The organism is Bradyrhizobium commune (assembly GCF_015624505.1).
GTDB lineage: Bacteria > Pseudomonadota > Alphaproteobacteria > Rhizobiales > Xanthobacteraceae > Bradyrhizobium > Bradyrhizobium commune.
The window spans coordinates 5,432,111-5,444,521 of record NZ_CP061379.1 but is presented as its reverse complement, the minus strand read 5'-3'; the positions used below and the strand labels follow the sequence as shown (position 1 = coordinate 5,444,521).

The 12,411-nt window shown below is 64.0% G+C and carries 9 protein-coding genes and 2 pseudogenes; 7 read left to right on the top strand and 4 right to left on the bottom strand.

Annotated elements, in window-relative coordinates; translation table 11 throughout:
* Positions 1-9 precede the first annotated feature (9 nt).
* Both IC761_RS25590 and IC761_RS25585 read right to left on the bottom strand, forming a co-directional pair.
* Positions 10-2,193 (bottom strand): xanthine dehydrogenase family protein molybdopterin-binding subunit, encoded by a 2,184-nt coding sequence (locus tag IC761_RS25590; protein ID WP_195799460.1) that lies wholly within the window; start codon positions 2,191-2,193, stop codon positions 10-12.
* A gap of 12 nt (positions 2,194-2,205) precedes the next feature.
* Positions 2,206-2,655, bottom strand: a complete 450-nt coding sequence (locus tag IC761_RS25585) for a (2Fe-2S)-binding protein (protein ID WP_195799459.1) — start codon at positions 2,653-2,655, stop codon at positions 2,206-2,208.
* A 306-nt stretch (positions 2,656-2,961) separates the two neighbouring features.
* Here IC761_RS25585 and IC761_RS25580 point away from each other — a divergent pair, with 306 nt between their 5' ends.
* The gene (locus IC761_RS25580; protein WP_195799458.1) at positions 2,962-4,581 is read left to right on the top strand and encodes a B12-binding domain-containing radical SAM protein; all 1,620 of its coding nucleotides are present in this window, start codon (positions 2,962-2,964) and stop codon (positions 4,579-4,581) included.
* Between the two features lie 5 nt (positions 4,582-4,586).
* Here the strand turns inward: IC761_RS25580 and IC761_RS25575 are convergent, their stop codons facing one another.
* Positions 4,587-5,963 carry an MFS transporter gene (locus IC761_RS25575; protein WP_195799457.1) on the bottom strand — a complete coding sequence of 459 codons (1,377 nt, stop codon included), beginning with the start codon at positions 5,961-5,963 and terminating at the stop codon, positions 4,587-4,589.
* 170 nt (positions 5,964-6,133) lie between these two features.
* Here IC761_RS25575 and IC761_RS25570 point away from each other — a divergent pair, with 170 nt between their 5' ends.
* The 3 genes and pseudogenes from IC761_RS25570 to IC761_RS36105 all read left to right on the top strand — a co-directional run bounded on the left by IC761_RS25570 (position 6,134) and on the right by IC761_RS36105 (position 8,560).
* Complete coding sequence (locus IC761_RS25570) at positions 6,134-7,195, top strand: isocitrate/isopropylmalate dehydrogenase family protein (RefSeq protein WP_195799456.1); 1,062 nt, start codon at positions 6,134-6,136, stop codon at positions 7,193-7,195.
* A gap of 380 nt (positions 7,196-7,575) precedes the next feature.
* Positions 7,576-8,103 (top strand): annotated as a pseudogene (locus tag IC761_RS36190) (ABC transporter substrate binding protein); the annotation flags it as partial.
* Between the two features lie 100 nt (positions 8,104-8,203).
* The gene (locus IC761_RS36105) at positions 8,204-8,560 is read left to right on the top strand and encodes an ABC transporter substrate binding protein (RefSeq protein ID WP_195799455.1); all 357 of its coding nucleotides are present in this window, start codon (positions 8,204-8,206) and stop codon (positions 8,558-8,560) included.
* A 285-nt stretch (positions 8,561-8,845) separates the two neighbouring features.
* Here IC761_RS36105 and IC761_RS25555 read toward each other — a convergent pair whose 3' ends face one another.
* Complete coding sequence (locus tag IC761_RS25555) at positions 8,846-9,589, bottom strand: SDR family NAD(P)-dependent oxidoreductase (RefSeq protein ID WP_195804768.1); 744 nt, start codon at positions 9,587-9,589, stop codon at positions 8,846-8,848.
* Positions 9,590-9,730: 141 nt separating this feature from the next.
* Between IC761_RS25555 and IC761_RS25550 the strand changes: the two genes are divergently transcribed.
* From IC761_RS25550 to IC761_RS36185, 3 genes and pseudogenes are all read left to right on the top strand, one after another.
* The gene (locus IC761_RS25550) at positions 9,731-10,501 is read left to right on the top strand and encodes a methyltransferase domain-containing protein (protein WP_195799454.1); all 771 of its coding nucleotides are present in this window, start codon (positions 9,731-9,733) and stop codon (positions 10,499-10,501) included.
* A gap of 198 nt (positions 10,502-10,699) precedes the next feature.
* Entirely contained in the window at positions 10,700-11,701 is a 1,002-nt protein-coding gene (locus IC761_RS25545) for a DctP family TRAP transporter solute-binding subunit (protein WP_195799453.1), read from the top strand.
* Positions 11,702-11,963: 262 nt separating this feature from the next.
* Positions 11,964-12,257 (top strand): annotated as a pseudogene (locus IC761_RS36185) (TRAP transporter small permease); the annotation flags it as partial.
* Positions 12,258-12,411 lie beyond the last annotated feature (154 nt).

The window sequence follows — 12,411 nt, the reverse complement described above, 5'->3', positions numbered from 1 at the left end:
CCGCATATTCTAAGCGAAGGTGATGTTCTGGTCGCGCAGCGGCACCGCGCGGATGCGCTTGCCCGTTGCCGCAAAGTAGGCGTTGAGCACAGCAGGTCCGGCGACGCAGATGGTCGGCTCGCCGACACCGCCCCAGAAGCCGCCGCTTGGCATCACGATCGACTCCACTTTCGGCATCGCCGCTATACGCATGGAATCGTAGGTGTCGAAGTTGGTCTGCTCGATGGCACCGTCCTTCACTGTGCAGCCGCCAAGGAACAGCCCCGTCAGCCCGTAGACAAAGGAGCCAGCAATCTGGCGGTCGATCTGCGCCGGGTTGACGGCATAACCGGGGTCGGTGGCCGCGATGATGCGGTGGACCTTGATCTTGGTGCCGTCTGTCACCGAGATTTCGGCGGCCGCCGCAACATAGCTGCCGAATCCCATGAAATGAGCGAGACCACGATACACGCCCTCCGGGGCCGGCTGGCCCCATCCGACCTTCTCCGCGACAGCGTCGAGCACCGCGAGATTCTTCGGATGGTCCTTCATCAGCTTGCGCCGGAACTCGAGCGGGTCCTGTTTCACCGCATGAGCCAGTTCATCCATGAAGCATTCGACATAGAGCGCATTGTGATTGACGTTCACGCCGCGCCAGAAGCCCGGGTTGATATGCGGGTTGCGCATCGAATGATCGATCAGGAGATTTGGCACCGAGTAGCCGAACGAAGCATCGCCCTTGGGCGCGAGACCCTGGAAGGTCGCCGGATCCATCCCGTTGACCATGGCATCCGGTCGAAGGCTGGCCAGGATCGACTGGCCGGAGATTCGCATGTGCAACGCGGTCAGATTGTCGTTCGCATCGAAGCCCGCCGTCATCTTGCACTGGGTGACCGGATGATAGCGGCCGTGCGTCATGTCCTCCTCGCGCGTCCATAGCAGCTTGATCGGCGTGCCCGGCATCTCCTTGGCGATCAGCACCGCCTGACGGACATAGTCGGTCTGGCCGCGCCGGCCGAAGCCGCCGCCCAGCATCAGCTTGTGCACGTCGCATTTGTCGGCCGCCAACTCCGAGGCTTCCAGGACCGCAGCGAAGGCTGCTTCGCCATTCTGCGTGCCGCACCAGACCTCGCACATGTCGGCGGTGTAGAGCGCAGTGGCGTTCAGCGGCTCCATGGTGGCGTGGTTCTGGTACGGGTAGCTGTAGACGGCCTCGATCGTCTTCGCCGCGCCTGCGAGCGCAGCCTTGGCGTCGCCATTCGAGTTGCCGACATAGGCCGGACCGCCGTCGAGGCCTTCCGACAGCCATTTAGCAATCGAGGCGCTTGAGACTTTTGCATTCTCGCCTTCGTCCCAGACGATCGGCAGCGCATCGAGCGCGCTCTTGGCGTGCCAGAAGGTATCGGCCACGACCGCGACCGCGGTGTCGCCGACCTTCACCACTTTCTTGACGCCCTTCACGCCGGCGATCTTGGCCTCGTCGTAGCTCTTCAGCTTGCCACCGGTGACCGGGCAATCCTTGATCGCGGCGTTGAGCATGCCGGGCAGCTTGACGTCGATGCCGTAAACGGTGGTGCCGGTGACCTTGTCCGGCGTGTCCAGCCGCTTCACGCCCTTGCCGATCAGCTTCCAGTCCTTGGGATCCTTCAGCTTGACGTCGGCCGGCGGCGTCAGCTTGGCCGCGGCTTCGGCGACCTTGCCATAGGTCGTGGTCTTGCTTGACGCCGTATGGGTGATGACGCTGTTGGCGGCCGTGCATTCGGAGGCCGGCACTTTCCATTCGTTGGCTGCGGCCTGGATCAGCATCGCGCGCGCGGTGGCGCCGCCTTTGCGCACATAGTCCTGCGAGGTGCGGATGCCGCGGCTGCCGCCAGTCGAGTACTCGCCCCAGACGCGCTTGCGGGCGACGTTCTGGCCGGGCGAGGGGAACTCGGTGGTGACCTTGGTCCAGTCGCACTCAAGCTCCTCGGCGACAAGCTGGGCAAGACCCGTCAGCGTGCCCTGGCCCATCTCCGAACGCGCGATGCGGATCACCACGGTGTCGTCGGGCCTGACCACGACCCAGGCATTGATTTCGGGCGAGCCGTCGGCCGCGCGTACCACGGCGGGGCCGCCGAAGGGGATGTCGAGGCCGATGGCGAGGCCGGCGCCGAGCGTGGCGCTGCCGATGACGAAGGCGCGGCGATTCATCCTGGGAGAGACGTGCTTGTTCATGTTGGCCGCTCCTTACGCGCTTGCGATCGTGTGGATCGCCTCGCGCACCTGCTGGAAGGTGCCGCAGCGGCAGATATTGGTGATGGCCTCGTCGATATCGGCGTCGGTCGGTTTCGGGTTGTCGTTGAGGAGCGCCGCGACCGCCATGATCATTCCGCTCTGGCAATAGCCGCATTGCGGAACATCTTGCGCAATCCAGGCTTCCTGCACCTTGTGCAGCGTGGCGCCGGAGGCGAGCCCTTCGATCGTGGTGATCTTCTTGCCCGCGGCCTCGGCGACCGAGATGCCGCAGGAGCGGGTGGCGGCGCCGTCCATGTGAACCGTGCAGGCGCCGCATTGTGCAATGCCGCAGCCATATTTGGTTCCGGTCAAGCCGGCATTCTCGCGGATCGCCCAGAGCAGCGGGGTATCCGGCTCGACATCGAGCGTGAAGGTTTTTCCGTTGATTGTTAGGTTTGCCATCGCAAGTCCCCTGATTGGCCCAATCCACCGAATGGACTCAGGGGCGCAATGTGTCCGGCAAACTGAAACTGTTCAAATCAAGAGTCTGCGGGGTGGCCACGAAGATTTCCGCGGTCGCGGGAAGATTATCGATCGGGCGGTGTTGTGCGCGCGTTGGGAATGTGGCGGCTCGGGCCATCTCCCTGAACGCCAATGGCGCGGCCTGCGGCGACGTCTGGACTCCAAGGGCGAGCGACAGTTTGTCCCTTTTGCCGGGGTGCAAGATGACGACACTTTGATACACTGTGGCAAGGCAGAAGGAGTTCCATGACGGTGCCGAGCCCCTGCAACGTGCTGATGCTCTATCCGCTGTTCACGGCGGAATCGTTCTGGAGCTTTGGCGAGTCCTGCAAGCTGATGGGTGTGCGGCGTCCCGCGGCGCCGTTGGGCCTGATCACCGTCGCGGCGATGTTGCCGGAGAGCTGGACGATCCGTCTGATCGACCGCAATACGCAAGCTTTCGGTGACGGCGATCTCGACTGGGCCGACGTCGTCTTCACCGGCGGAATGCTGCCGCAACAGACCGATACGTTGCACCTGATCGAAAAGTGCCGCGCGGCGGGCAAGCCGGTGGTGGTCGGCGGTCCCGACCCGACGTCCAGTCCCCACATCTATGAGCGGGCCGACTTTCAGGTGCTCGGTGAGGCCGAGGGTGTCATCGACGACTTCATCGCGGCCTGGGACAGCGGTGCGCGCTCCGGCGTCTTCACCGCGCCGAAATTCCAGGCCGACGTCACCAGGACGCCGGTGCCGCGGTTCGACCTGCTCAAGTTCGAGGACTATCTCTATCTCGGTGTGCAATATTCGCGCGGCTGTCCGTTCACCTGCGAATTCTGCGACATCATCGAGCTGTACGGACGCGTGCCGCGCACCAAGACGAATGAGCAGATGTTGGTCGAGCTCGAGCGGCTCTATGAGATGGGCTATCGCGGTCATCTCGACTTCGTCGACGACAATTTCATCGGCAACAAGAAATCGCTGCGGCAGTTCCTGCCCCGGCTTGCCGAATGGCAGCGTGCCCATGGCTATCCCTTCGAATTGTCCACCGAGGCCTCGGTCAATCTCGCCGACGATTCCGAGCTTCTGGAGCTGATGGGTGCGGCCAATTTCTTTGGCATCTTCGTCGGCATCGAAAGTCCGGATCCCGCAACCCTGGTCGCGATGCGGAAGAAGCAGAACACGCGGCGCAACATTGCCGAGAGCATCCACAAGATCTACGGCGCCGGCATGCTCGTCACTGCGGGCTTCATCGTGGGCTTCGACAGCGAGAAGGTCTCGATGGCGGAGGCGATGATCGATTTCATCGAGGAGGCCGCCATCCCGGTCGCCATGGTCGGCTTGCTCTATGCGTTGCCGAACACGCAGCTGACGCGGCGCCTCGCCAAGGAGGGCCGGCTGCATGCTGACCACGATCTGGCATCGACGACGGGCGGCGACCAGTGCACCGGCGGGATCAATTTCGATCCGGTCCGTCCGCTGCGCGATATCTTGACGGACTACAAGACGGTGCTGGAGCGCGTCTACAGCCCGCAAGCCTATGCGAGCCGCGTCGACAAGTTGATGGCGCTGCTCGACCGTTCGCGGCAACGCCGTGAGCTCGCCGAAGGCGACATTCGCTCAAGGGTCGGCGCGATGGAGACCGTGCACAAGGTGGTCACGGCCATTCCGGAGGCGCGTGGGCCGCTCTGGCAGACCTTCATGAACTGCGCCAAGCGCGACACCTCATCGGCGCGCATCGCGGTGCAGATGATCGCGGCCTATGCGCATCTTGGGCCGTTCTCCCGCAAGGTCATCGACGCCATCGATGCGCGCCTTGCGGCGCTCGATGATGAGACGGTGATGCCGGCGGCGTCCGTTGACGTGACGGCGGCCCGGCACCTCGCCTGACGATCCTACTTCACCGCCAGCCGCAAAAAGCTCATCACGCTGCCGAGTGCGGCAAAGCCCGCGCCGAGCGCCAGCGCGACGGTGGCGCCGTTGTGGCCGACCATGGCGAAGCAGGCCGCGGCCAGGGCCGCGCCGGTCGTCTGTCCCGTCAGGCGCGCAGTGGCCACGATGCCCGAGGCGCTGCCGCTGCGATGCGGCGGGGCGCTTCCCATCACCGCCTTCATGTTGGGCGCCTGGAAGAAGCCAAAACCCATGCCGCAGATCGCCATCCGCCAGATGATGTCGGGGATGGCCGGATTGGCCGGGAGCAAAGCGAGCAGCGCCATGCCGATGCCAAGCAGCACGAGCCCGATGCCGCCGAGCAGGCCGACGGCGTGGCGGTCAGACAGACGCCCGGCGATCGGCGCCATGATGCCGACCACCAGCGGCCACGGCGTCATGAAGAAGCCGGTCTCGACCTGCGAGCGGCCGAGCACGTCCTCGAAATAGAACGGCAGCGAGACGAAGGCGAGGCCCTGCACGACGAAGGAGCAGACTGCGGTCGCCGCCGACAGCGCGAACATTGGCCGGGCGAACAGGTCGATCGGCAGCATCGGCGCAGGATGGTCGGCATGGCGGCGGGTCAGGATGAAGCCGAGCGCGAGAGCAGCGACCAGCTCGACCGCCACGAGCACCGGCGACAGATTATGCGCGGCGCTGCCGATCCCCGTGATGAACAGGCCGAGACAGGCCGAGGCGAGGGCGGCGCCGATGAAGTCAAAGCCGTGATCCGCCTTCGGCGTCTTCGGCAGCATCGCAAAGCCGATGCCGATCGCAACGAGGCCGAAGGGAATGTTGACGGCGAACAGCCATGGCCACGGGCCGATCGCGAGGATGGCCGAGGCAATCGACGGGCCGAAGGTGAAGGCAGTTGCGACCACCATCGCGTTGTGACCAAAACCGCGGCCCTGCATCCGGCCGGGATAGACGAAGCGCACCAGCGCAGTGTTGACGCTCATGATGCCGCTGGCCCCTAAGCCTTGCAGCGTGCGCGCGAACAAGAGGCTATCCAGCGACCAGGCTACCGCGCAGAGCAGCGAGGCGATGGTGAACAGCACGAGGCCGCCGAGATAGATGCGCTGGTGCCCGACGATTTCACCAAGGGCTCCGAGCGGCAACAGCGTCGCCACCAGCGCGATCTGATAGACGTTCACCACCCAGACCGACTGCTCCGGGCTGACATGCAGATCGGCGGCGATGGCGGGCAGGGCGATGTTGGCGATCGCGGTGTCGAGCGAGGCCATCGCCAGCGCGGTGAAGATCGCGGCAATCGCCCAGCGCCGGCGCTCGTCCGGCAGGCCATCGGCAACGCCCTGGTCGGCGGCAGGTAACGTGATTGTCATTGCCTGCGCTTTCTCCGGCGGCGTGGCTCGAGGGGGACTTTTGGCATGTACTACGCCGAAGGCTGCTTCCACAGGCTCATGCATGCATGCTTTGTATGCGCGGAGGTCGGGCGATCAGCCTGCGCGCTGGCGTATGATCGCGCCAGAGGCTGCAATCTTGGGGGATCACCATGCAAATCGTCGTTCTGCCGGGGGACGGCATCGGGCCGGAGATCACGACCGCGACATCGGGCGTGCTGCGGGCGGCGTCCGAGCGCTTCCAGCTCAATCTGCGGCTGGAGGAGCATGCGGTCGGCCATGCGAGCCTCAAGCAGTTCGGCACGACGGTGCGTCCAGAACTGCTCGACATCGTCCGCGCCGCCGATGGCCTGATCCTGGGCCCGACCGCGACCTTCGACTTCAAGGACGAGGCGCATGGCGAGATCAATCCGTCGCGGCACTTTCGCAAGAGCCTCGATCTCTACGCCAATGTCAGGCCCGCGCGGACCTACGCGGGGCGGCCCGGCCGGCTCGGCGATTTCGACCTCGTCGTGGTGCGCGAGAACACCGAAGGCTTCTACGCCGATCGCAACATGGAGCAGGGCAATGGCGAGATGCTGGTCACGCCGGATGTCGTGATCTCGCTGCGCCGGATCACGCGGCTGTGCTGCGAGCGCATCGCGCACGCCGCCTGTCGATTGGCAATGAAGCGGCGCAAGCATCTCACCATCGTGCACAAGGCCAATGTGCTCAAGATCGGCGACGGCATGTTTCTGGACATCTGCCGCGCGGCGGCGAAGGCCTATCCCGGCCTCAGCGTCGACGACATCCTGGTCGATGCCATGATGGCGCATGTGGTGCGCAACCCCGGTCGCTTCGACGTCATCGTCGCCACCAACATGTTCGGCGACATCCTGTCCGATCTCACCGCCGAACTCTCCGGCAGCCTCGGCCTCGGCGGCTCGCTCAATGTCGGCGACCGCTACGCCATGGCGCAGGCCGCGCACGGCTCGGCGCCCGACATCGCGGGACAGGACGTCGCCAATCCGGTGTCGCTGATCCTGTCGACGGCCCTGCTGCTCGCCTGGCACGGCGAGAAGAACGGCGCGGTCCGCTACGAGGAGGCCGCGCGCGCGATCGAGGCCGCGGTGGCGAGGGCGATCGGCGAGGGCAGGGCGACGCGCGACGTCGGCGGCAGGCTCGGCACCATCGCGGCGGGGGCGGCGATTGCGGAGATCTTGCAGGCGGAGTGAGGTGCTGCGCTGCTCGTCCCAAGACAAAACGTCGAAACAACCCCATGCACAGTAGGAGAGTGCTTGATCGGCAAGGGCTTTTCGAGCCTCGCCCCGACGACATTCCCTGCCCCGACGTTGACTCGTCGGGCAAAACACCGGCACGATGCGATCATGGCCGTGATTGGGGCACAAGGCCAGGAAGTCTGCTCATGAACGCGCGATAGCCGCGTCTGGAGGTGAAGCAGGTTCGGCGCTGAGTGCCGCTTCAGGGTTACGGTGACAGTGCACTTATTTACTGGTTTCGCGCTCGTGGCTCTTTGGTCCGGGTTGATTAAGTGCACTGTCACCGTAATTCGCGTAATTCGGTAGGATGCGGCTCATTGGGCCTGGGGGCGGACATGCGGCGGCGCGAGCTTCTCGGAATTCTAGGTGGCGCGCTGGCGTCACCTCTCGCGGCGCGCGCTCAAAAGGAATTGCCGCTTGTTGCGGTGCTGGTGCCTGGGCCAGTCCGGCTCGCAAACGACAGGATCGTCGCTATCCGCAAAGGGATGCGCGAGGCGGGTCTCACGGAAGGTGTCCATTACGCATTTGCATTGCGCTACGCGGACGGCGTGCTCGATCGCCTGCCGGGGCTTGCCCTCGAGCTCGGTGCATTGCATCCGCGTATCATCATCGCTTCCGCGGCGGCGGCGCCGGTCGCGCACAAGGCGTTGCCGGAGATGCCTCTGATCTTCACATCCTATGCCGCGGACCCGATCAAGGCGGGCTTTGCGGAGAGCTATGTCCATCCGGGCGGCCATGCCACCGGAAATGTGATGAACGCCATCGGCGGCGAGGAGGCCCTCACTCAAAAGCGGATGAGCCTGTTCAAGGAGCTCGTGCCGGACCTGAAGCGGCTCGGTTTCATCGGTACGCCGTCGATCTTGGCTACAGCCGAACTCAGCGCGCTGCAAAGCGTCGCTGGCCAATTCGGTTTCGAGATCGTGCGTCATCCGCTCGGCCCGCCTCGACGACATCGAAGGCGCGGTGGCGGCGAGCGCAAGGGATGGCGTCGGCGCGCTCTATGTTTCGGGCGAGCCATTGCTTTACAACAACATGGCTCGTGTCCTGCCGTTGGTGACGGCTCCGGGCAAGCCTACGGTTGGCACCTATCCCGAGTGCGGACGGGCCGGCTTGCTGATGTCCTATTCGGCCGACCTGATCGACGACTTCCGCCGTGCCGGCATTTATGCCGCCAAGATTCTCAACGGCGCGAAGCCGGCGGACCTCCCGATCGAGCAGGCGAGCAAGTTCGTCATGGTGCTCAATCTCAAGACCGCGAGGTCTCTCGGGGTCACCGTGCCGGATCGCATTGTGACCCTGGCCGACGAGGTGATCGAGTAGAGGCTTCTCCCTGCAATCGCCAGCCAATCGCATATGAAGAAACGTGGCCAGAAGCTCGTCTGCGGCCCATCCTTCGAGACGCCCGCCTGCAGCGGGCCCTCAGGATGAGTCACGTTTTGTGGCGATATATCGGACCCTCATGGTGAGGAGCCCGCCAAAGCGGGTGTCTCGAACCATGCAGGCCAAGCTTGTCCGGCAGCCGGCCGACGTCATATGCGATGGCCCTGCCCGCAAGAGCTGGGCGAGGGGGCGCACCAGGCGTCGGGCGACATCTATTCTCGGCGCTCAGAACTGATACCGCCGCAACCCCCCGTCCACCGGGATCACCGTCCCCGTGATGTAGCGCGCCACCGGTGAGGCCAGAAACACCGCGAGGGCGGCGAGGTCTTCCGGCTCGCCCCAATAGCCGACCGGGATTTCTTCCTCGGCAAAACGCTCGCGATAGTCCGGCGGGTAGTTGCGGCGGATCTGTTCGCTCATGATGCGGCCGGGTGGGATGCAGTTGATGGTGATGCCGTGCTCGCCGATCTCGCGCGACAGGCCTTTGGCCCAGGCGTGCACGGCGGCTTTCGCTGCGAACGCGGCGTTGAGGCCTTCCGGCTCGGACTTGCCGGTGATGTTGACGATGCGGCCCCATTTGCGTTCGATCATCTGCGGCAGCAGCGCATGCGCGATACGGCGATAGCTGGTGAAATTCAGCGCGATCGCCTCGTCCCAGTTGCTGTCGGGCGCATCGACGGGAAGGGGGCGGCTGCCGCCGGCATTGTTGATGAGGATGTCGACATGGCCGAGCTCTTTGAGCGCAAAGGCCGCGATCTGCTCGGCCGCGTCTTTCGCCATCACGTCCTGCTCGAACGGCGTGATCAGCCCGCCGCCGACCTCGTTCACCAGCTCGGCCAGCAGGTCGGTGCGCCGCGCCACGCCGACGACACGCACGCCTTCGGCGGCGAGGCCCTTGGCGATGGCGCGGCCGATGCCGATGCTCGCTCCGGTGACGACAGCGGTTTTCGATTTCAGCCCGAGGTCCATGGTCACACGCTCTCTTGGTTGGTTCTTATTGCTGTTCGTTTCCTGCCCTGTCCCCCTCGGCGTGATTTGCCCGATGGGGACAAGCAGTGGTAACCAAGAGCCTCGGCGAAGGAAATACGAAAAAAGAAAAGGCGTTGAGCGATGGTCTGGGATCCGCAGCAATATCTGAAATTCTCCGGCCACCGGCTCCGACCCGCGGTCGACCTGTTGATGCGGATTCCGGATTTCGCCCCGCGCGAGATCGCCGATCTCGGCGCCGGCGCCGGCAACGTGACAAAACTGATCAGCGAGCGCTGGCCGGAGGCTGTGGTGACCGGCGTCGAGGGTTCGGCCGAAATGGTTGCAGCCGGGCGCAAGGCGGCGCCGGAGGTGCAATGGTCGCATGAAGACCTCGGCCAGTGGCGCCCGGCCAAGCCCTACGATTTGATCTATTCCAATGCCGCACTGCACTGGCTGCCCAATCATACGGCACTCTTCCCGTCGGTGATGGAGAAGGTCGCGCCCGGCGGCATGCTTGCGGTGCAAATGCCGCTCAACTTTCTGGCGCCGTCGCATGTGCTGATCGGCGAGACCGCCCTGAATGGCCCCTGGCGGTCCAAGGTCGAGCATCTCGTGACGCCGCCGCCGGTCGAGGGGCCGGCCTTCTATCACGATCTGCTTGCGCCGATGTCGTCCAATATCGACATCTGGGAAACCGAATATCTCCAGGTTCTCGAAGGCGAGAACCCCGTCAAGGAATGGACCAAGGGCACCTGGCTGACGCGCTATCTCGACGTCTTGCAGGGCGACGAGAAGGTCGCTTTCGAAGCCGCCTATGGTGAGCGGGTGGCAAAAGCCTATCCGAAGAACGCGGCGGGACAGACGCTTTTCCCGTTCCGCCGGCTGTTCATGATCGCCCAGCGCAAAGGTTAATTGCACGACCGCGATGCGACATAAGCGCTCGCTCCCTGGGCGGGCGCGGGTCCCGGGTTGCGTCTGCAACGGCCATCAAGATAGCTTGGCTGCGGCAAATTGGGCTTAGGTCTAGTTGTTCGGGTAGCGGATTGCTGCCACTACTGAAATCGGAAAACAAAAAGAACCCGGTTTTAGAGGTTGTTGGGAGGTTACGTCATGCGCAAGCTGCTTCTTGCAGTCGCGGCCGCTTCTATTCTCGTGGTCCCGGCTGCCGTCCAGGCTCAGGCCCCGATCGTCATCAAGTTCAGCCACGTCGTCGCCAACGACACGCCGAAGGGCAAGGGCGCGCTGAAGTTCAAGGAGCTCGCCGAGAAATACACCGACGGCAAGGTCAAGATCGAAGTCTATCCGAACTCCTCGCTCTACAAGGACAAGGAGGAGATCGAGGCGCTCCAGCTCGGCTCGGTGCAGATGCTCGCGCCCTCGACCGCGAAATTCGCCCCGCTCGGCATCAAGGAATTCGAGGCGCTCGACCTGCCCTGGCTGTTCAAGGACGACGAGACCTATGCGAGGGCGATGAAGGGCACGATCGGCAAATGGCTGTTCCAGAAACTCGAAGCCAAGGGCATCACCGGGCTCGCTTATTGGGACAACGGCTTCCACATGGTGTCGTCGAACCGTCCGCTGATGAAGCCGGAGGATTTCAAGGGCCTGAAATTCCGCATCTCCGGATCGAAGATCGCCGACCAGTATTTCCGCCTGATGGGCTCGATCCCGCAGATCATGGCGTTCTCCGAAGTCTATCAGGCGCTCCAGACCGGCGTGGTCGACGGCTGCGAGAACACCGCGTCCAACTATCTGACGCAGAAGTTCTACGAGGTGCAGAAGGACATCACCGTGTCCTATCACGCGCATCTGCAATATGCCGTCATCGTCAACTCGAAATTCTGGTCCGGCCTGCCGCCCGACATCCGCACCCAGCTCGACAAGGCGATGGCGGAGGCGACCGACTACACCAACCAGATCGCGCATCAGGAGAACGAGGACGCGCTCGCCGAGATCAAGAAGGCGGGCAAGACCACGCTGCATTATCTGAGCGACGCCGATCGCAAGGCATGGCAGGACGCGATGCGGCCGACTTATACCTGGGCCAAGGGCCGGGTCGGGCAGGAAGTGCTCGATCTCGTCGCCAAGGAACTCGACGTCAAGATGAACTGACGCGCGCTCCGTGAAAACAACAAAACAAACGGTCGGGAGTCAACGCTCCCGACCGTTTCGCATCGATAGGGGGGACTTTGACTTGCTGCGCGTGCTGAACCAGGGGCTCAACCATCTCGAAGAGTGGCTGATCGCGACGCTGATCGCGGCTGCAACCGGCCTGATCTTCATCGCGGTGGTGCACCGCTATGGCGCGGGTGAATCGATCAATCTCTCGCGGTGGGCCGCCGCGCACGGGCTGACCTGGCTCGCGGCGATCTCGATGGCCGTATTCACCTTCCTGTCCGAGCTCGATCTGTCCTGGGCGCAGGAGCTCTGCATCTACATGTTCATCTGGATGGCGAAGTTCGGCGCGGCCTATGGCGTGCGCACCGGCATCCATGTCGGCGTCGACCTGCTCGTCAACCGCCTGCCCGAACATTCGCGCAAGCACGTGATCCTGTTCTCGCTGCTGTGCGGCGCGCTGTTCACCGGCATGATCGCCGCCTTCGGCGCCTCGTTTGTTTCCGAGATGTTCAAGACCGGGCAGCAGTCCAACGACCTGGAAGCCCCGATGTGGTTCGTCTATCTGGCGATCCCGCTCGGCTCGGGCCTGATGTGCTTCCGCTTCCTCCAGGTGTCCTGGTTCTATTACTGGACCGGCGAGCTGCCGCATCACGACGAGACCCATGTCGAGGGTGTCGAAGCCGACGGCTCGCCGGCGCTGCATC